This window comes from Paeniglutamicibacter selenitireducens, from assembly GCF_051550675.1.
Lineage (GTDB): Bacteria > Actinomycetota > Actinomycetes > Actinomycetales > Micrococcaceae > Paeniglutamicibacter.
Genome location: NZ_JBPULF010000003.1, coordinates 231294 through 251674, shown reverse-complemented (window position 1 = coordinate 251674; position 20381 = coordinate 231294). Strand labels below are relative to the sequence as shown.

Genomic DNA, 20381 nt, shown 5'->3' with positions numbered 1-20381 from the left:
ACGGCGGGTTCTTCATGATGCCACGGAGCCCCGGCCCGATCCACCCATCCGCAGGAGCGCGCTCAGAGCGCGGTGAGCAGGTGCCTATAGAAGGCCACGCCCTTGCCCAGCTCCGCGACGGCGACGGATTCGTCGGTTCCGTGGATGGAGCCGCGCTGGGCCTTGTCCATGGACAGCGGGGCGAAGCGGTAGACGTGCGCGCTGACCGCGGCGAAGAAGCGGGCGTCGGTGGCGGCCATCATGAGGTAGGGAACGGGCAGCGCCTCCGGGTGGGAGTGGCGCAGGCAGGTCTCCAGGAGCGCGAACTGGTCGCAGTCCACGGGCGAGATCGGCGAGGGCTCGCTCGCGGAAAGGACGGTGTGGCCGATCCGCGGGTCCGCGATGCGCCGGCGGATCCCGGCCGTCACCGAGGCCACCGATTCGGTGACGGCGATGCGGATGTTCAGCGTGACCGAGGCGTGGCGGGCCAGCACGTTCGACCCGTCGCTGCCCTTCAGCTCCGTGGCGGCGACGGTGGTGCGTGCCATTGCCGCGGGTTCGGCGCCCGCGCGCGCCAGCAGCCACCCGGCCACCCGGCCCGGGCGGGCGACGAGTTTCAGCGCCGCGCGCACCGGCACCGGGGCGGTGGCGCCCAGGCGCCCGAACATCTCCTGCGTGACGGGGTGCACCCCGGCGGGGAACGGCTTGCGCTGCAGGCGGGTGATGGCGCGGGCGATGCGCTGCACGGCGCCGAACGCGGGCGGGGCGGAGGCGTGGCCGCCGGAGTCCTCGGCCTCCAGGCGCAGGTCCATGAGGCCCTTCTCGCCCACGCCGATGACCCCCACCGGGGCACGCACGCCGGGGAACGCCTGGTGGGCGACGGCTCCGCCCTCGTCGAGCACCAGCCAGGGGGCCACCTCCCGCCCGCGCAGGAAGTCCACCGCCTCGGTGGCCGTGGCGCCCGCGGTCTCCTCGCAGTCGCCGAAGAAGAAGTACACGTCCTGGCCGGGGACGAAGCCGGTGGCGGCCAGGGAGTCGGCGGCCTCCAGGATGCAGGCGAGGTCGCCCTTGTCGTCCAGGGCGCCGCGGCCGTGGACGCGGCCGTCGGCGATGGCCCCGGCGAAGGGCGGGTGCACCCAGTGTTCCTCCCCTTCCACGGGGACCACGTCCTGGTGGGCCATGAGCACGACGGGACGGGTGGATGCGCTGCCGCGCCAGTGCCAGAGCTGCCCGGTGATGCCCACGGTGTGTTGCTCGACGGCGCCGGCTATCGCCGGGAAGAGGTCCTGCATCGCCCGCACGTGCCGGGTGAACTCCTCCCGGTCCTCCTGGGTGCGGTCCGGCCGCGAGACGGTGCGGCAGCGGATGAGCTCCGCCAGCTTGGCGGCAACGCGCAGCGAGGCGTCCTCGGGGGCGTGTGGGGTCGGGGTCATGGTTCGAAGTCTATGCCGGGCACCGGTTCCCCGGCGTGCACCGGCGCGGCGAGGGCGGCCAGCAGGTCGCCCAGGGGAGGCGGGATGCGGTCCAGGTCGACGGCCTGCGCGAGGAACCGCGCGTAGCGCGCCTTGTTGCCGCTGCGCCCGCCGAAGAACCGTGCCAGCTGGTGCTCGACCGGTTTTCCGCGCAGGAAGGGTTGGGCCTGCAGCCGGCGGAAGGATTCCAGCTCGCCCTGCTGCGCCATGACCTCCTCGACGCCCTCCACCCCCAGGGCGCGGACGAACTCGGCCTCGAGGTCCGGGTCGCAGACGAAGACGGTGTCCAGCACGGACTCGAAGTCGCGGCGTTCGGCGGCGTCGACAAGCCCCACGAGCCGCTGCCCGCCCAGTGCGGCGGCGGCCCGGCGCACCCCCTTGGACCCGCCCACGGCAAGCACCCGCGGCGCCGGCAGGCCCAGCCTCTCGGCCAGCACCTGCACGGCTATCGCGTCGCTTGGCCCCTCAACCAGCACCGTGTCCATGCCCATGCCCATGCAGCAAGGGATACCACGTGCCGGCCCGCGACCTCAAGGGCCGGCGATGGCCTTGACCGCCGCCACCACAGCGCGGGCGGCGGTGGCGATCTCCGATTCCTTCACCGAGCGGGTGAAACTCAGCCGCACGGCGGTGTGGGCCTCCTGCTCGTCACGGCCCAGCGCCAGCAGCACGTGGGAGGCGTCGGTGGACCCGGCGGCGCAGGCCGACCCGGAGGAGGCGATGACCCCGCGGCGCTCGAGCTCCAGCAGCACCGTCTCACCCCCGGTTTCCGGGAAGGTGAAGGAGACGATGCCCGGCACGCGGTGCGTGGCGTGGCCGGTGAGCGTGGCGCGGGTGCGGCCCTCGGTGTTCAGGCCGCCCAGCACCGTGCGCACGATGAAGTCGCCGTGGCCGTTTGCCGCGCCGACCGCGTTTGCCTCGGCGGCCAGGCGAAGCGCCGTGGCGGTGGAGACGGCGCCGGCGACGTTCTCGGTGCCGGAACGGCGTTCGCGCTCCTGCCCGCCGCCGTGGACCAGCGGCTCCAGGGCCAGCCTGCCGCGCACCATGAGCAGCCCGGCGCCCTTGAGGCCGCCGAGCTTGTGCCCGGAGATACCCAGCGCGTCGACGTGGCCGGCGAGTTCGGCGACGTCGAGCCAGCCGGCGGCCTGCACGGCGTCGGTGTGCATCAGGGCGCCGACGCGGTGCGCGGCCGCAGCGAGGTCCGCGATCGGCTGGATCGTGCCGACCTCGTTGTTCACCGCCATGACGGAGACCAGCGTGGTGTCCGGGCGCAGCAGTGCGGCGAGGGCCGCCGGGTCTACGATGCCGTCGGCATCCACCGGCGCCACATCGAGCGTGAACCCGTGGTGCCGCACCAGGTAGGCGCAGGACTCGATGACCGAGGCGTGCTCGATCGCCGAGCGCACCAGGTGCCGGCCGCGCGGGTTTGCCAGCGCCAGGCCCTTGATGGCCAGGTTGTTGGACTCGGTGCCGCCCGAGGTGAAGACCACGTCCCCGGTGCGCACCCCGAGCGTCGCCGCGGCGGTCTCGCGGGCGTAGTCCAGGGCGCGGGCGGCGGTGCGGCCCATCGAGTGCACGCTTGAGGGGTTTCCGTAGTCGCTGGTCAGCAGCGGGATGATGACATCGAGCACCTCCTGGCGGACGGGGGTGGTGGCTGCGGCGTCGAGGTAGATCATGGTTGCTGCGCTTCAATCCTGCTATCTAGTCCGAGGTCCAGCGCGCGCACCGAGTGGGTGAGCGCGCCGGAGGAGATGACGTCGACACCGGTGGCCGCGATCGCTGCGACGGTGTCCAGCTTGACGTTACCCGATGCCTCGACAAGTGCCGCGCCGTTGATGCGGCGCACGCCCTCGGCGAGGTCGGCCAGGGAGAAGTTGTCGAGCATGATGGTGTCCACCCCGGCGGCGAGCACCGCGTCGAGCTGGTCCAGGGAGTCGATCTCCACCTCGAAGTGCACGGTGTGGCCGAGCTGTGCGCGGGCGTTGCGCAGGGCGGCGGTGAGCGCCGCGCCGGTGCCGAGCAGGGCCAGGTGGTTGTCCTTGGCCATGACGGCGTCGGAAAGGTTGTCGCGGTGGTTGTGCCCGCCGCCGCAGCGCACCGCGTAGCGTTCCAGGATGCGCAGGCCCGGGGTGGTCTTGCGGGTGTCCACGATGCGGGCCCCGGTTCCCGCCGCCGCCGCGACGTAGGCGCGGGTGGCCGTGGCGATGCCGGAGAGGCGCTGGAGCAGGTTCAGGCCCACGCGTTCGCCGGCCAGCAGGGACCGGGCGGGCCCGGAAACCGTGATGAGGGTGTCGCCGGCGGCGAAGTCGTCGCCGTCGGCCAGCGCCGGGGCGAGTTCCAGGGCCGGGTCGGTCAGTTTCATGGCGGCGGTGAAGGTGTCCAGGCCGGCGCAGGTGCCCGGTTCGCGGGCGATCACCGCGGCGGTGGCGCGGGCATCGGCGGGGATGAGCACGTTGCCGGTGAGGTCGCCGCGCGGGTTGTCCTCGGCGAGCGCCGCGGAGACTATCTGGTTGATCGCGCGGGACGGGACCGGCAGCGGGAGGACGGTGGTGGTGTTCTGCAAGGTCAGGATCCGATGTTCGAGGTGAGGAGGTTCGAGGTGGCGTGGTGGACAACGGCAGGAGCCGTCTGGAAGCCGAGGCGCGGCAGGGTCCCGTTGGCCGGTTCCGGAGGCCACGGGGCATCGCTCCGGTAGTGCGCGCCGATCGAGTTGTCCCGGGCGAGCGCCGCGGTGGCCACGACGCGGGCCAGCGTGAGCAGGTTCCCCAGCTCGCGGGCCGCCCGGTCGGTGCCTTCGACGTGCCAGCGGGAAAGCTGCAGCAGGGCGGCTTCCACGCCTTCGGCGGTGCGTTCGACGCCGAGGTGGCGGCTGGCCAGGGCCTGCAGCGCCGGAAGGCCGACCGGGGTGGTGCCGTCTGCCGGGGCCACCAGGGCGCGGACGGTGATCGCCGGGGTGTCTGCGGCGGTGTGGCCGCCGGCATCCGTGCGGACCGAGGGCAGGTTTGCGACGGCGGACCAGGCGAAGACCAGCGCCTCCAGCAGGGAGTTGGAGGCCAGGCGGTTGGCGCCGTGCACGCCGGTGCAGGCCGTCTCCCCCGCGGCGTAGAGCCCGGGCAGCGTGGTGCGCCCGAGCCGGTCGGTGAACACCCCGCCCATCCAGTAGTGGGCCGCCTCGGTGACGGGCACCGGAGCCGCGGCCAGGTCGTGCCCGAGCTTCGCCAGCGCCGCGGTGATGGACGGGAAGCGCCGGGCCAGGAAGCCGGGGCCGCGCGCGGCCTCCACCCCCGTGGCATCCAGGTAGGCCTGGCCGCCGGACGCGTTGACCGCGTGGATGGCGCGGGCCACCACGTCGCGGGGAGCCAGCTCGGCGTCGGGGTGGATGGCGGGCATGAAGCGGTGCCCGGTGTGGTCCACGAGCACGGCACCCTCGCCGCGCACTGCCTCGGAGACCATGAAGCCGCGTCCCGCATACCCTTCGGGGCGCACCAGCGTGGGGTGGAACTGGACGAACTCGCCGTCCACCAGCAGGGCGCCGGCGCGGTAGGCCAGCGCGGCACCATCGCCGGTGGCCCCGTGCGGGTTGGTGGTTGCGGCGAAAAGGTTGCCCAGTCCCCCGGTGGCCAGCAGCACCGCATCGGCGGTCAGCTCGCCGGTAGTGCCGTCGGCATCGAGCACGCGGACGCCGGTGATGCGCCGGGGGTCCGCGGCGTCGCGGGCCAGCAGCTCGGTGGCGAAGCTGCGTTCGCGGATGCGCAGGGTGCCGGCGGCCTCCTGCCTGAGGCAGGCGTCGATCAGCGCTCCGGCCAGTGCCTTGCCCGTGGCGTCGCCGCCGGCGTGCAGGATGCGCGGGTGCGCATGCGCGGCCTCCAAGCCCAGGGCGTACCCGCCGCCCGGTGCCGAATCGAAGGCGGCGCCGGCCTCGGTGAGCCGTTCGACGTGTTCCCAGGCGGCGTCGCACATGGCGGCCACGGCGTCGGCGTCGTTAAGCCTGGCACCTGCCACAAGCGTGTCCGCGATGTGGCTGGCCACGGAGTCCCCGCGGGCGATGCCTTCCGGCCCCACGGCACTCAGCCCGCCCTGGGCGTACCAGGAGTTCGAGTTCTCCAGGTTGTCTTTGGTCAGCAGCGTGACCTGAAGCCCGCGGGCCGCGGCGGTCAGCGCCGCGTAGAGCCCGGCGACGCCGGAGCCGACGACCAGCAGGCCGGTGGCTGTCATGGCCGCGCCGCCAGCATCCGGTCGAGGGCCACGCGGGCATCGGCCGCGACGCCCGGTTCCACGACGATCCGGTTGGGCACCTCGCCGCGCACCAGCGCCTCGAGCACCCAGGCCAGGTAGCCCGGGTGGATGCGGTACATGGTCGAGCACGGGCAGATCACCGGGTCCAGGCAGAAGATGGTGTGCTGCGGGTACTCGGCGGCCAGCCGGTTGACCATGTTCACCTCGGTGCCGATCGCGAAGGTGGAGCCGGCCGGGGCCGCGGCAACGGCCTTGCGGATGTAGTCGGTGGAGCCTGCAGCGTCGGCCGCGTCAACGACCTCCATGGGGCACTCGGGGTGCACGATCACCTGCACGCCCGGGAAGTCGGCGCGCGCCTTGTCGATCTGGGCGGTGTTGAAGCGACGGTGCACCGAGCAGAAGCCGTGCCACAGGATGACCCGGGAATCGAGCAGGGTCTGCGCGTCGTTCCCGCCCAGCGGCTTGCGCGGGTTCCACATGGGCATCTGCTCCAGCGGAACGCCCATGGCCTTGGCGGTGTTGCGGCCCAGGTGCTGGTCGGGGAAGAAGAGCACGCGCTGGCCGCGCTCGAACGCCCACTCCAGCACCGTTGCGGCGTTGGAGGAGGTGCAGACGATGCCGCCGTGCTTTCCGACGAATGCCTTCAGCGCGGCGGAGCAGTTCATGTAGGTCACCGGGATGACCGGGGCCAGGCCCTCCGGGGTCTTTTCGGTGCCGTAGAGCTCCATGAGCTGTTCCCAGCATTCCTCCACGGAAGACTCGTCGGCCATGTCGGCCATCGAGCAGCCGGCGGCGAGGTTGGGCAGGATGACCTTCTGCTCGTCGGTGGAGAGGATGTCGGCGGTCTCCGCCATGAAGTGCACGCCGCAGAAGACGATGTACTCGGCTTCCTCGCGGGTCAGCGCCGCGTTGGCCAGCTGGAAGGAGTCCCCCACGAAGTCCGCGAACTTCACGACCTCGTCGCGCTGGTAGAAGTGGCCCAGGATCACCAGGCGCGAACCGAGCGAGTCCTTGGCGGCGAGGATGCGTGCCGTCAGCTCCTCGTCGGAGGCCTCGCGGTACTCGGCCGGGATGTCGCCCTGCTTCGGGGTCGAGGCCGGGGTGGCGTCGGCTTCCGAGGCGCCGGGGCCGTAGGACGGGGCGCCCTTGTCGAAGGCCCAGGGCCCCTTGGCCAGGTCCGTGTTGCAGGTGGATTCCGGGGAGATCAGCGTGAGGCGCTGGATGGTGGAGTTGATGCTGCTCATGAGATGTTCTCGCTCTCAAGTGGGTGGGAAGTGGAGCCGGTGTAGCGATAGAGGCGTGGGGGGCGGTGTTTGCCGCCGGAGAGGAACTCGTCGGTTTCCTCGAGGTCGGTTGCCGAGCGCAGCTGGCGGCGGAAGTTTGCCGGGTCCAGCGACTTGTTCAGCACCGCCTCGTAGACCTCGCGCACCTGGGCGAGGGTGAAGCGCTCGCCCAGCAACCGGTGGGCAACGGATCCGTACTCGACCTTGTTGCGCAGGCGCCAGAGTGCGTACTCGATGATCCGCCGGTGGTCGAAGGCCACGTCCGACAGCACCGCCTCGTCGTCGGCGCGGAACCAGGCGACGTTGGGGTCATCGAGCAGCACCGAGGTCGCGGCGGTGTCGGTGTTCGGGGCGTCGTCCTCGCGCACCAGCGCCCAGTAGACGATGGAGACCACACGGCGTGTGGGCGAACGGTCCAGGTCGCCGAAGGCGTAGAGCTGTTCGAGGTAGCGCGGGACGAGCCCTGTGGTGTCGAGCAGGTTCGCGGCGGCGGCGTCGAGCAGCGAGTCGCGGGCACCGAGCGGGCCGCCGGGCAATGCCCACTGGCCGCGGAAGGGGTCGCGGGTGCGGCGCACCAGCGGGAGCCAGAGGCTCTTGCGCCCGGTGCGCTCGTCGTCGCGCAGCGCGAAAATGACAGTCGAGACTGCCAGCGTCGGCGGTTGTTCGCGGCGTTCCGCCACGTTTGCGAAGGGAATCGAACTCACCATCTTAGTTAATGTCATGTTGACCAAAACTAAGGATACGACTGCGGACGCGGACGCACAAGCCGCGTAACGAAGGTTCCCGGTCACTACCGCCGATGCAGGGAATCACGGGAAACGAAAGTCCGCGCGCGGGTTCGCGGCAGTAGGGCAAAGGGCGGCGAGCCGGTGCACAGGGCGTGGCCCTCGATGGCCCCTCCGACATGGGGCGCCTGTATGGGAGCCGTCCGTTGGGGGCGAGCAAGCCGCTCACCTCCAACGGACGGAGGACTGTCTTAGTTGTACCGGCGTCCGCCCAGCCAGCTGACCATGGCGGGGTCGCGGTGGTCGAAGAAGAGGCTGGCGCCGGCGTCGAGGGAGGCAATCTGGCCCATCTGTTCATCGGTGAGCGAGAAGTCGAAGATGTCCAGGTTCTGGGACATGCGCTGCGGCTTCACCGATTTGGGGATCACAACGACTCCGCGCTGGGTAAGCCACCGGAGCACGACCTGGGCGACGGACTTGCCGCATGCTTCACCGATGGCACCGAGGAGCGGATTGGTGAACAGGTCGTTCTTGCCTTCGGCAAACGGCCCCCACGACTCGATTTGGACGCCGCGTTCGGCCATCAACTCCTGGTCGGCGACTCGTTGGAAGAAGGGATGGGTTTCTATCTGGTTGACTGCCGGCACGATCTCGTTGTGGTCGATGAGATCCACGAGCCGGTCGGGGTGGAAGTTGGACACACCGATGGCCCGTGCCACGCCCTCTTTGTTCAGTTTCTGCATGGCCCGCCATTCGCTGTAATAGTCCCCGAGTGGCTGGTGGATCAGGTAAAGGTCCAGGTAGTCCAGTCCGAGCCTTGCCAAGGAGTTGTCGAACGAACGTCTGGTGTCCTCCTCGACGTTTCCGGAAGGTGCGTGCTGGATCCAGAGCTTGGTGGTGACGAAGAGGTCTTCGCGGGCAATGCCACTGGCCCTGATCGCCGCCCCCACTGCTTCCTCGTTGCCGTAGGAGGCAGCGGTGTCCAGGTGACGGTACCCGGTCGCGAGCGCGGTTTCCACGGCTTCCTGGGTTTCCCCGTCGGGAATCTGGAAGACGCCGAAACCGAGGATCGGCATCTGGACACCGTTGTTGAGTGTCACGTTTTGCATGGGATGCTCCTTTGAAGGTGGGTGTGGTTTCGCAGTCCTGGGAATCAAGCACGGAGACAAATGTGGCGGTCTTGCCGCAGCCGGGACTGGTGTTGATACAAGAAAACCGTGTCCGGACCAAACGAGGAAGAACCTGCTGTGCGGTGTACTGGCAGTACCTGTTAGCGCGGCCACGGCCGCCGTAATGTGGAGGCCATGGACAACAGCCAAGACGTCCGCGAGTTCCTCACGAGCCGCCGATCCCGCATCACCCCCACCCAAGCAGGGCTACCCACTTACAGCGGAACCCGAAGGGTCCCCGGCCTCAAACGCGAGGAAGTGGCCATGTTGGCCGGGGTCAGCACCGAATACTATGCCCGGCTCGAACGAGGAAACCTGCGTGGCGTTTCTGGCGGCGTCCTTGAATCCCTCGCTGGCGCCCTTCATCTCGACGAAGCCGAGCGGGCCCACCTCTTTGACCTGGCAAAGGCCGCCGCACCATCGCATCGAAGCGGAACGCGCCGGTTCCGGGCAGAAGTGCGCCCGAGCATCCAAAGGATTCTGGATGGCATGACCGACACGCCCGCCTATGTCCGCAACTCACGCATGGACATCCTGGCCGCCAACAACGTCTGCTTCGCCCTCTACTCCGGCATCCTCAGCGCTGAGACGCTGCCACTTAATCTCGCCAGGTTGATGTTCCTCGACCCTCGCGCCCGGGACTTCTTCCTCGAGTGGAACAAGCTGGCGGACGACTTGGCCGCAGCGCTCCGCAGCGAAGCCGGACGCAGCCCAAACGACAAGGCAATAAGCAGCCTCATTGGAGACCTCGCCACCGGGAGCACGGAATTTTCCCAACGCTGGGCACGACACAACGTCCGCTTCCACCGAACATCCCGCAAGACCCTCCGCAATCCACTCGTGGGCGACATCGAACTCACAGGGGAATCACTGGACATCCCTGCCGATGGCCTCACGATGATTGCCTATACCGTCGAACCGGGAAGCCACGCTCGGGAACAGCTCGACTTCCTCGCCAACTGGAGTGCCACCCAGCAACGGGCGAGTGGACCTGCGCCAGCACACCTTCATGCCGACCTTGTCACACCACCCGATTCAAGAACCTGACAGTTGGAGTCAACCGGCGTTCCTGGTTCGGTACCACCTGTCGCAGCGATTCCCGTCCCAGGAGCGCCTAAGGTTCAGGAGTTAAGCCAAAACCCCTGGAATACCTATGGAGCGCCCGGATGGAAGGATGTAGCACGTGGCACTGCAACACGTGCCGAATCCCGGCCGTTCCGAGGAACACCTGCGATGACATGAAGTGCAAGGCATGGGCAGTTCAGTCCCAGGAAGCAACATGGAAACCCCCTTTGACCCTGTTCAGCATGGGCTTTCCCTCGACCAGCACCCGGTTGCCTCGCGGCACCTATGTGGCCTACGGAACTCGCAAATCCATGTCCGATCTGAAAGGATTTGCCCATGGGATCCACACATGAGCACCTCGTCGAGGGCACTGCCAACGCATTGAGCCTGACCACCTACGAACCGGAAAACACCACCGGTCTCCGCCCAGTGGTACTGCTTCACGGGTTCGCGTCCTCCAGCGAGTTGAACTGGGTGAAATCCGGCTGGATCCGTTCCCTGACCGAGGCCGGTCGCAGGGTCATGACCGTCGACCTTCCCGGGCACGGCACCTCGCCCGCCCCCGAGGACCTGGACGCCTACACCCCGAGCCGGATGCGCGCGGACCTGCTGCAGCTGCTGCTGGACAACGGCGCCTTGATGCTCAAGGACGGCGACCCCCTCTCCGGCGTGGACCTGGTCGGCTATTCGCTCGGCGCCCGCCTGGCCTGGGAATTCGGCGGAACCCAGCCGCAGCTGGTGAACCGGCTGGTACTCGGCGGCCCGGCCAGCATCGACCCGCTTGCCGCATTCGACCTGACGGCGGCCCAGAAGTTCCTGGCCGACGGGACATCGATCGCCGACGAGGCCACCGCGGACCTGCTCCGCATGGCCCAGACCGTCCCGTCCAACGACATGTTCTCGCTCATGAGCATGATCCAGGCGATCAAGACCGAGCCCTTCGCCCCCGAGCAGATGATCCCGACGATGCCCACGCTGCTGGTTGCCGGTGACGGCGATTCGTTGGCCACCACCATGCCGCGGCTCACGGAGCTTCTCGGCACCCGCCAGACGGCAAAGTCCGTTCTCTGGCTGCAGGCCCGCGACCACGCCAACGCCGTGACGAGCCGGGAGTTCAAGAACGCGGCCGTGGAGTTCCTCAACGCCTGAACGCTCCCCGCACGGCACATGCCGGCACGCGACCGCCCTCGACATTCGTGACAAAGGCCGGCCCAAATGTCCTGACCGTTGCCTTCCCCAGATCATCTGGTGGCTGTACTGCAAAACCACAGGCTGGGCTTCGAGCTCCCCCAGCGCCAGACTGCCCCCGTTACTTTTAGTACCCCGCGGCAGCACCACTTCTCTGCAGTCGTTTTCTTTATCGATCCCCGCAGGATCCACATGGAAAATTCTTCACCTCGGTCGCGGGTTTATCCTGCTTCCCGCGCCCTTCACCCAAGATGACTCTGGCTCCACGGAATCGTGACGCGAAAAACTCGAAGAACTTTGAAACGTTTCCCCAACCACTTAGGCCTTTTGATCAGGCCCGTTGAGCAAGACAGTTTCCCCAAGAAATCACTCATTGGGTGGAAATATATTCCGCTCGATTCCCGCACCCAGCCGCGAGTCCGGTTGATTTTGAATCCTGCGGTCAACAGATGTCCTACATCTGCTTTGAGCACGTTGCTTGCCGCAATCCCGAACGAAGAATCGGGTCATCACCACATTGCCAAGATGGATCGTCGAAGGCGATGCACATAAGCATTCGATGACACGCGGTGGCAGCCTCGAACAGTTCCGAAACGAGTGTGAAGGATATGATCAATCGCGTACGGTCTGCGGTGGTGCTGACCTTTTCCACATCGTATCTGCCTAAAAGGATTCCACGCCGTCCGCATCATCTCTGCAACGGAAGTTGGGACCGGAAAGTTCACTTCATGTCTGTAACAGAAGTCCAGTCCCCTGATCATGGCGAAATTGCCAATGTCAAAGATTCCGCGGAAATCGTCGCCAGCCAAAACAACGAAATGGCTCTGTTAGGAATCGAAGACGGATTCGCCGTGCTTTTCGCGGACCATGCTCCTAAGGACCTGGACCTGATTGGGTTCGATGTCCTAGGCACCCGGGCCGGTAAGGAGTTATCGGACAAGTTTGCCTCCACCGCAGTCTTGGGAAACCTCGCAACTCTCTCCCAAGTCGGCAATGCATCAGCACTCAGCGCCCAAGGACTCGTGCAACTTGCCCCTGAGTCCTTGGCGATACTAAACCAAGCCGGAAACACGTTGATGCAAACCGGAGGGCAAAGTCTCGGTACCATCGTCAACGCCCAAGGAACCATCGTTGCAAGCGCGCGATTCTTGCCTGTCGCTGCCGGCCAGGCCGCGTCATTGCCCATGATGCTGGGACCCTCCGTAGCCCTACTGGCATTGCAAATGCAGCTCGCTTCCATTTCCCGCCGTGTCGACGAGAACATCGAACTCACCCGGGATGTTCTTCGTGCCCTTCACCAAGACCAGTGGGCAACCTTACTGGGTCTGCATGAGACTTCACTACGCGCCTTGGAAGAAGCAAGAGTCACCGGAACCGTCAACGACCACATCTTCGCTCCGCTTGCCAGCCGTGATGCAGACCTTCGCAAGCAGCGTCACCTTTTCACAAATTTGGTCAAGGACCACATTAAGTCACTCGAGGCCGATCTCAAGACACGTCGCGGCTACATCCAGAAGAACTTTGACCAGATCATCGCGGACACCCACGGAATGCTAATGGCGGAATTCGCTTGGTACCGCACCCAGGTCCTGCGCTGCAGCCTGATCAGCCACGACGATGCTAACGCTGTTGAAAACGAGCCACTGCTTGCCTCACTGGTTGAGGAAACCAAGAACGAACACGCCAATGCCATGAATGAGGTGACAGGCCTGTTGTCTACGGTGGAAAGACAGGTGCGTCTGCTCGCTGTGCTTCCTGCGGCCAGAAGTCTCCCGTTTACCTCCAAGCGTCGAAGTATTGACGATGCGCTGGCTATGTCCGCAGCCCTGGCAGATATCGTGGCTAAGCTCCGCAACACGGTGCGGCCACAGCCCACCGAGGTCGATCCAGAGGTGACTGTTTTCAAGGCCGAAATACCCCAAAAGTTGGCTGAGATTCTCGAGTGGACTCTGCCCAATTCCAACCCTGTGCTTGCCCTGGCAGATGTCAACGAAGAAAAGCTCATCAGCAACAACGCCTACCTCGGACTCACCAAGGATTCCTTCTTCGTCGCCGGCCAGGGCGAGCTATTGAAAGAGGGTGTGGTTGATCGGATCATTCCATTGGCAGATGTCCGTTACGCACGCTTTATGGAACGACCTAAGAAGGGACCGGCACTGGATATCATCACTAAGGACGAGAACCTTAGCTTTACCTTCGATTCCTGGGCCACAGATGGTCAGGCGCTGGCCGATGCGCAGCGTTTGGCTTACCTCTTTGCGACCGCGATGAACCTGCCCGAGCAAGAACAACGGAGTGACCCACTCCTGCAGCCAGATGAAGAACTCACTGGGGCAGATAAACAGCTGAATCCCTAACCCGCCAAGGCCGAAGAGATCGGTCACGGAATCTTAGCAGGGCCCCGGAACGCTCAATATCCACGAGTTTTCCGGGGCCTTGCTATTTGTCTTCCGGAGTTGATCCAGTCTTTGAGCCCGGGAACGACTTCAGACTTAGGCAAATGTCGCGAACACTTGACAGCTAGTGAGATTGAGGCCACACTCGATCGTATACGATTTCATACATCACAGGAGGAAACGTGAGCAGCGACGCCACAGCCACCGATCTGGTCCAGGTCGACCAGTCCGTATTCGATGCAGCCGGCAAGGTGCTTGCGGTCCATCTCTCCTACTCCTCGCGTGCCGCCCAGCGCGGCCGCACCCCGGCCTTCCCGTCCTACTTCATGAAGGCCTCCTCCTCCCTCGCAGCTTCCGGCGGGACCGTCGAGCGCCCCGCGGGCACCGAGCTGCTGGCCTTCGAGGGCGAGATCGCCCTGGTCATCGGAACCGACGCCCGCCGCGTGGCCGTGGAGGACGCCTGGAGCCACGTCGGCTCGGTCACCGCCTCCAACGACCTGGGCGTGTACGACATGAAGTACGCCGACAAGGGATCGAACATCCGCTCCAAGTCCGGCGACGGCTACACCCCGATGGGCCCGGTCCTGCTGCCGGCAGCCGCGGTGAACCCCGACGCCCTGCGCATCCGCACCTGGGTCAACGGCGAGCTTGCCCAGGACGCCACCACCGCCGAACTCATCTTCCCCTTCGCACAGATCGTCGCGGACCTCTCGCAGCAGATGACGTTGAAGGCCGGCGACGTGATCCTCACCGGCACCCCGGCCGGTTCCTCCGTGATCGTCCCGGGCGATACCGTCGAAATCCAGGTCGACGACGAGGCAGCGGGCCTGTCCACCGGGCGCCTGGCCACCACCGTCGTGGAGGGCACCGACGCCTTCGCCGCCTTCGGCAACCAGCCCAAGATCGCCGACGCGGACCGCATCGACGCCTTCGGCACCGCCGCCGCCGCAGGCATCGAGCTGCCGATCACCGGCAAGCAGGCACTGACCGACGATGTGAAAGCCAAGCTGCTCTCGGTCGCCACCGCCACCATCTCCGGCGCCCTGCGCAAGCGCGGGCTGAACAACGTCTCGGTCGACGGCCTGCAGGCCACCAAGGGCATGAGAAAGGTCATCGGCACGGCCCGCACGCTGCGCTACGTACCGAACCGCGAGGACCTCTTCAAGTCCCACGGCGGCGGCTACAACGCCCAGAAGCGCGTCATCGACTCCGTGGGCCCGGGCGAAATCCTGCTCATGGAGGCCCGCGGCGAAAAGGGCTCCGGCACCCTGGGCGACATCCTGGCGATGCGCACCCAGGTGGCAGGCGCGGAGGCCATCATCACCGACGGCGGCGTGCGCGACCTCGACGCCGTGGCCGCCCTGGACATCCCGACCTTCCACAACGGTGCCCACCCGGCCGTGCTCGGACGCAAGCACGTGCCGTGGGACACCGACGTGACCATCGGCTGCGGCGGCGCCACCATCCAGCCCGGCGACATCGTTGTCGCCGATGCCGACGGCATCCTGGTCATCCCGCCGCACCTGGCCGCGGAGATCGCCGACGAGGTCGTCGAGTCCGAACGCCAGGACACCTTCGTGTTCAAGAACGTCGCACTCGGCGCCGAGATCAAGGGCCTGTTCCCGATGAACGCCGGCTGGAAGGCCAAGTACAACCAGTGGGTCGCCGACGGCGAACCGGAGTTCTAGGCCGGTCATGAACGCGAGCAAATCAGAGGCGGCCTACCGGCTGCTGCACGAGCGGATCGTCGAGGGCACCTTCACCCCCGGCTACCGGCTGGTGCTCGGAACCATCGCGGCCGAGCTCGGTTGCTCGGTGGTCCCGGTGCGCGAGGCCATCCGCCGTCTGGAGGCCGAGGGGATGGTGAGCTTCGAACGCAACGTCGGGGCCACCGTCGCGGCCGCCGACAACACGCTCTACCTGCACACCATGCAGACCCTGGCGATCATCGAGGGCGCCGCCACGGCACTGAGCGCGCCCTTCGTGGATGCGGATCAGCTGGCGGCGGCGCGGGCCATCAACCAGGCGATGACCGACCTGCTCACCGACTTCGACCCGCCGCGCTTCACCGAGCTGAACAACGAGTTCCACCAGGTGCTCTACCGCAACTGCCCCAACCCGCACATCCTGGACCTGGTGCACCGCGGCTGGAACCGGCTGGCGCTCATGCGCTCCTCGTCCTTCACCCACATCCCGGGCCGCGCCCGGGAATCGGTGCGGGAGCACGGGCAGCTGTTGGACCTGATCGAGGCGCAGGCCCCGGCCGGCGAGATCGAGCAGGCGGCCCGCGCGCACCGCACCAACACGCTCAACGCCTACCTGGCCGCGGCAAACCTGCCGGCCTCGCCGCTCTAGCGGGAAACACCCTGCACCGAACGCCCAACACCTTGCACGGCTTACTTCCAAAAACTTGTCACACCAAAGGAGACACCACATGAGCAAGCACTTCGTACCGGAGAACCTGCCCTCGCACTTGCAGCACTACATCGGCGGCAAGTTCGTCGACTCCATCGGCGGGGAAACCTTCGAGGTCCTGGACCCGGTGACCAACAAGACCTACGCCACCGCCGCCGCAGGCCAGAAGGCCGACATCGACGCCGCCGTCGATGCCGCCACCGAGGCCTTCAAGAACGGCCCGTGGCCCACCATGAGCCCGCGCGCCCGCGCCAAGGTCCTGTACAAGATCGCCGACGCCGTCGTCGCCCAGGAAGACCGCCTCGCGGAGATGGAAACCTTCGACACCGGCCTGCCGATCACCCAGGCGCGCGGCCAGGCGCAGCGCGCCGCGGAGAACTTCCGCTTCTTTGCCGATTTGATCGTCGCCCAGCACGACACCGCGCTGAAGGTCCCCGGTTCCCAGCTGAACTACGTGAACCGCAAGCCGATCGGCGTCGCCGGCCTGATCACCCCGTGGAACACCCCGTTCATGCTGGAGTCCTGGAAGCTGGCCCCGTCCATCGCCTCCGGCTGCACCGTGGTGCTCAAGCCGGCCGAGTTCACCCCGCTGTCGGCCTCCCTGTGGGCCACCATCTTCGAGGAGGCGGGCCTGCCGGCCGGCGTCTTCAACCTTGTCAACGGCATCGGCGAGGAGGCCGGCGACGCGCTGGTCAAGCACCCCAGGGTCCCGCTGATCTCCTTCACCGGCGAGTCCTCCACCGGCCAGCTGATCTACCGCAACTGCGCGGAGAACCTCAAGGGCATGAGCATGGAGCTCGGCGGCAAGTCCCCGGCCATCGTGTTCGCCGACGCCGACTTCGACGCCGCGATCGACTCCACCCTCTTCGGCGTGTTCTCGCTGAACGGCGAGCGCTGCACCGCCGGCTCCCGCATCCTTGTCGAGCGCCCGATCTACGAGAAGTTCATCGAGGCCTACGCCGCACGCGCCAAGAACATCAAGGTCGGCGACCCGCACGACCCGGCCACCCAGGTCGGCGCGCTGGTCCACCCGGAGCACTACAACAAGGTCATGGGCTACGTGGAGATCGGCAAGACCGAGGGCCGCGTCGTGGCCGGCGGCGGACGCCCGGAGAACCTGCCCGAGGGCCAGGAAAACGGCTCCTACGTCGCACCGACGGTGTTCGTCGACGTGGCGCCGGACGCCCGCATCTTCCAGGAGGAGATCTTCGGCCCCGTCGTCGCGATCACCCCGTTCGACACCGACGCCGAGGCGCTCGCGCTGGCCAACAACACCAAGTACGGCCTGGCCGCCTACGTGTGGACCAACGACCTGAAGCGTGCCCACAACTTCGCGCAGGACGTCGAAGCCGGCATGGTCTGGCTCAACAGCCACAACGTGCGCGACCTGCGTTCGCCCTTCGGCGGCGTGAAGGCCTCGGGCCTGGGCCACGAGGGCGGCTACCGCTCGATCGACTTCTACACCGACCAGCAGGCCGTGCACATCACCCTCGGCGAGGTCCACACCCCGAAGTTCGGCGCCTAGCCTTCCCCCCCACCAAGATTTTCCCGCAAAGGAGCGAACCATGAGCACCAACGAAGCAAACACCATCCCCAAGCCGTCGGTACCGGCCCCGGACATCCTGCGCTGCGCCTACGCCGAACTGGTTGTCACCGACCTCGCCGCGTCGCGCAAGTTCTACGTCGACGTGCTGGGACTGCATGTGTCCTACGAGGACGACGAACAGATCTACCTGCGCTCCTTCGAGGAGTTCATCCACCACAACCTGGTCCTCACCAAGGGCCCTGTCGCCGCGCTGAAGGCCATGGCCTTCCGCGTGCGTTCGACCGAAGAGGTCGACAAGGCCGAGGCCTACTACAAGGAACTTGGCTGCCGCACCGAGCGCCGCAAGGAAGGCTTCGTGCGCGGCATCGGCGATGCCCTGCGCGTGGAGGACCCGCTGGGCTTCCCCTACGAGTTCTTCTTCGAGACCACCCACGTCGAGCGCCTGCACATGCGCTACGACCTGTACTCGGCCGGCGAGCTGGTCCGCCTTGACCACTTCAACCAGGTCACCCCGGACGTGCCGCGCGGGCGCAAGTACCTCGAGGACCTGGGCTTCCGCGTCACCGAGGACATCCAGGACGACGAGGGCACCACCTACGCCGCGTGGATGCACCGCAAGGGCACCGTGCACGACACCGCGCTGACCGGCGGCAACGGCCCGCGCCTGCACCACGTGGCCTTCTCCACCCACGAGAAGCACAACATCATCCAGATCTGCGACAAGATGGGCGCCCTGCGCATCTCCGACCGGATCGAGCGCGGCCCGGGCCGCCACGGCGTGTCCAACGCGTTCTACCTGTACATCCTGGACCCGGACAACCACCGCATCGAGATCTACACCCAGGACTACTACACCGGCGACCCGGACAACCCGACCATCACCTGGAACGTGCACGACAACCAGCGCCGCGACTGGTGGGGCAACCCGGTGGTTCCGTCCTGGTACACCGAGGCATCCAAGGTGCTGGACCTGGATGGCAACGTGCAGGAAATCATCGAGCGCACCGACGACTCGGAGCTGGAAGTCACCATCGGCGCCGACGGCTTCTCCTACACCCGCGCCGGGGACGAGGACGGCTCGTACCACGGCCAGGCCTCGAAGGGCTTCAAGCTGGGCAACCAGCTCTAGGCACACCCGACCCCGCGGCCGGTTTCCGCCCATCGCGCACCATGCGCGACGGGTCGGGAACCGGCCGCGGCCGTTTAAGGGCAGGGGTTTCCCCGGTGGGGGGGTACACACGGCTCGTACGCAAGGCATGGCACAGGCGGCGCCGGACGGGGAGACTGGATTCCATGGACAGCGTTGGACAGCAGCGGTTCGCCGACCGCCGGGCGGCGGGTGAGCTGCTCGGCGAACTGCTGGCCGCCCAGGGCCCGTGGCCCGGGACCGTGGTGCTTGGCCTGCTGCGCGGCGGGGTCCCGGTGGCGGCACGCGTTGCCGCGCGGCTCGGCGCCCCGCTGGGTGCCGTGGCGGTGCGGAAGCTGGGCCTGCCCGACGAACCCGAGGTGGCCTTCGGCGCCGTGGCCCGCTACCGGAGCCACCGGGTGGTGCACCACGTTCCGGCCATCCACGAACATGCCCTGCGCAACTACTCCCCCGCGGAGCTCGAGGCCGTGGAACGCCGTGCCGCCGCGGCCCTGCGGAAACTGGCCCGTGTGTTCGGCGCCTTCGAGCCGGAATGTGCGGGGCGGACCGTGGTGCTGTGCGACGACGGGCTGGCCACCGGCGCGACCATGGCGGCGGCGCTGCGCGTACTCTCCCGGTGCGGCCCGGCGCGCATCATCGTGGCCGTTCCCGTCGCCCCCTCCCGGGTGCTGCAGGAGCTCTCGCTGCGCGCGGATGCGGTGGTCTGCCACAGCTCCCCGCCGGGCTTTTCCTCGGTGGGCGCCAGCTACGGGGACTTCTCGCAGGTCCCCGAAACGGAGGTGCTGCGGATCCTGGCCGAATACCGCGACGGTGCCTAGCTGCGCACCGCCGCCCGCGCCCCCTGTACAGGGCCTATCGACCCTGTGCTTCGCCACCGGAACCGGCGTACGTTGTGTGCGTCGGCACCCGCCGGCACAGCGGCCCCACCGTCACCCGGACGGCCGGGCCTCGTTCAAAGGAGCGGATCGTGGGGTTCATCAGCTGGATCATTCTTGGGCTCATCGTTGGCGTCCTGGTCAAGCAGTTCATGCCTGGCAGGGTCAACGGCGGGTGGGTCACCTCGCTCGTGCTGGGCGTCGTCGGCGCCGTGGTGGGCGGTTGGCTCGGGTCGCTGATCTTCAGCACCGGGCTGGGCGGGTTCTTCGACATCCGCACCTGGTTGCTGGCCATCCTCGGCGGCGTCGTGGTTGCCGGAGCATACGGCCTTCTCAAGGGCCGAGGCACGGGCCACCGGGCGGCACACTAGAGGCCGCCCCGCCGCACGGTGCGGGCCGGGATCAGTGCGCGGCACCCTCGTGGGCCAGCACGCCGATCTCGGCCCGCTGCGCGTCGAAAACCCTCAGGTTCATGCCCTCGACCGTGGCGCTCGAGGCACTTGACAGCCACGTGTCGAGGCCCTCGCAGGCCATCAGGGTCATGGTCATGCCCTCCAGGACGATGCCGTCGCCGTCCCGCGTCCAGGATCCGCCCAACGTGTTGCACCCGTCGTTCCCGGTGAACGTGCCCTCCTGGGAGAACACGAGGACCGGAGAGCCGTCGGGCACCCCGCCCCACTGGCCCACCACCGGGGCGCCTTCCTGCCCCGGGCTCGCCGCGCATCCGGCAAGGCCCAGGCCCGCAGACAATGCCAGTGCCAGGGCCGCGATTCGCTTCATGCCCCCATGCTACAGCCGCCCGACGGACCCGCATCCCCTCCCCCGCATGCGATGTCCCCACGCCCTGCCGATCGCCGTGGCGCGCGCCAGGGTGCAGACTTGACC

At 67.4% G+C, this 20381-nt stretch carries 18 protein-coding genes; 9 read left to right on the top strand and 9 right to left on the bottom strand.

Annotated elements, in window-relative coordinates; translation table 11 throughout:
• Positions 1-62: 62 nt before the first annotated feature.
• The 8 genes from ACSYDW_RS07910 to ACSYDW_RS07875 form a co-directional block, all read right to left on the bottom strand.
• Entirely contained in the window at positions 63-1412 is a 1350-nt protein-coding gene (locus ACSYDW_RS07910) for a M20/M25/M40 family metallo-hydrolase (protein WP_438338180.1), read from the bottom strand.
• Positions 1409-1948: an ATP-dependent endonuclease gene (locus ACSYDW_RS07905; RefSeq protein WP_438338179.1), complete on the bottom strand. Its 540-nt coding sequence runs from the start codon at positions 1946-1948 to the stop codon at positions 1409-1411. Before ACSYDW_RS07905 ends, ACSYDW_RS07910 begins: the two co-directional genes overlap by 4 nt.
• Before the next feature lie 33 nt (positions 1949-1981).
• Positions 1982-3127, bottom strand: a complete 1146-nt coding sequence (locus tag ACSYDW_RS07900; RefSeq protein WP_438338178.1) for a cysteine desulfurase family protein — start codon at positions 3125-3127, stop codon at positions 1982-1984.
• Entirely contained in the window at positions 3124-4014 is an 891-nt protein-coding gene (nadC, locus tag ACSYDW_RS07895) for a carboxylating nicotinate-nucleotide diphosphorylase (RefSeq protein WP_438338177.1), read from the bottom strand. The genes ACSYDW_RS07900 and nadC overlap by 4 nt, the downstream gene beginning before the upstream one ends.
• Positions 4015-4016: 2 nt before the next feature.
• Positions 4017-5666 (bottom strand): L-aspartate oxidase, encoded by a 1650-nt coding sequence (gene nadB / locus ACSYDW_RS07890; RefSeq protein WP_438338176.1) that lies wholly within the window; start codon positions 5664-5666, stop codon positions 4017-4019.
• Positions 5663-6931, bottom strand: a complete 1269-nt coding sequence (gene nadA, locus ACSYDW_RS07885) for a quinolinate synthase NadA (RefSeq protein WP_438338175.1) — start codon at positions 6929-6931, stop codon at positions 5663-5665. Before nadA ends, nadB begins: the two co-directional genes overlap by 4 nt.
• Positions 6928-7692: an NUDIX hydrolase gene (locus ACSYDW_RS07880; RefSeq protein WP_438338174.1), complete on the bottom strand. Its 765-nt coding sequence runs from the start codon at positions 7690-7692 to the stop codon at positions 6928-6930. The genes nadA and ACSYDW_RS07880 overlap by 4 nt, the downstream gene beginning before the upstream one ends.
• Positions 7693-7946: 254 nt before the next feature.
• Complete coding sequence (locus ACSYDW_RS07875; protein WP_438338173.1) at positions 7947-8804, bottom strand: aldo/keto reductase; 858 nt, start codon at positions 8802-8804, stop codon at positions 7947-7949.
• A gap of 195 nt (positions 8805-8999) precedes the next feature.
• On the opposite strand from ACSYDW_RS07875, the gene ACSYDW_RS07870 reads away from it, so the two are divergent.
• From ACSYDW_RS07870 to ACSYDW_RS07830, 9 genes are all read left to right on the top strand, one after another.
• Positions 9000-9911: a helix-turn-helix transcriptional regulator gene (locus ACSYDW_RS07870; protein WP_438338172.1), complete on the top strand. Its 912-nt coding sequence runs from the start codon at positions 9000-9002 to the stop codon at positions 9909-9911.
• A gap of 354 nt (positions 9912-10265) precedes the next feature.
• A complete protein-coding gene (locus ACSYDW_RS07865) occupies positions 10266-11078 on the top strand; it encodes an alpha/beta fold hydrolase (protein ID WP_438338171.1) in 813 nt (270 codons plus the stop codon).
• A gap of 767 nt (positions 11079-11845) precedes the next feature.
• On the top strand, positions 11846-13474 hold the full coding sequence (locus ACSYDW_RS07860; protein ID WP_438338170.1) for a hypothetical protein: 1629 nt from the start codon (positions 11846-11848) through the stop codon (positions 13472-13474).
• 221 nt (positions 13475-13695) lie between these two features.
• A complete protein-coding gene (locus tag ACSYDW_RS07855; protein ID WP_438338169.1) occupies positions 13696-15201 on the top strand; it encodes a fumarylacetoacetate hydrolase family protein in 1506 nt (501 codons plus the stop codon).
• Between the two features lie 7 nt (positions 15202-15208).
• Positions 15209-15868 (top strand): GntR family transcriptional regulator, encoded by a 660-nt coding sequence (locus tag ACSYDW_RS07850; protein WP_438338168.1) that lies wholly within the window; start codon positions 15209-15211, stop codon positions 15866-15868.
• Between the two features lie 79 nt (positions 15869-15947).
• Entirely contained in the window at positions 15948-17453 is a 1506-nt protein-coding gene (gene hpaE, locus ACSYDW_RS07845; protein ID WP_438338167.1) for a 5-carboxymethyl-2-hydroxymuconate semialdehyde dehydrogenase, read from the top strand.
• Positions 17454-17493: 40 nt separating this feature from the next.
• The gene (gene hpaD / locus ACSYDW_RS07840) at positions 17494-18603 is read left to right on the top strand and encodes a 3,4-dihydroxyphenylacetate 2,3-dioxygenase (protein WP_438338166.1); all 1110 of its coding nucleotides are present in this window, start codon (positions 17494-17496) and stop codon (positions 18601-18603) included.
• A gap of 164 nt (positions 18604-18767) precedes the next feature.
• Positions 18768-19439 carry a phosphoribosyltransferase gene (locus ACSYDW_RS07835; RefSeq protein WP_438338165.1) on the top strand — a complete coding sequence of 224 codons (672 nt, stop codon included), beginning with the start codon at positions 18768-18770 and terminating at the stop codon, positions 19437-19439.
• Positions 19440-19588: 149 nt separating this feature from the next.
• Positions 19589-19867, top strand: coding sequence for a GlsB/YeaQ/YmgE family stress response membrane protein (locus tag ACSYDW_RS07830; protein WP_438338164.1), 279 nt, complete (start codon positions 19589-19591; stop codon positions 19865-19867).
• A 31-nt stretch (positions 19868-19898) separates the two neighbouring features.
• Here the strand turns inward: ACSYDW_RS07830 and ACSYDW_RS07825 are convergent, their stop codons facing one another.
• Positions 19899-20276, bottom strand: coding sequence for an META domain-containing protein (locus ACSYDW_RS07825; protein WP_438338163.1), 378 nt, complete (start codon positions 20274-20276; stop codon positions 19899-19901).
• Between the last annotated feature and the right edge of the window lie 105 nt (positions 20277-20381).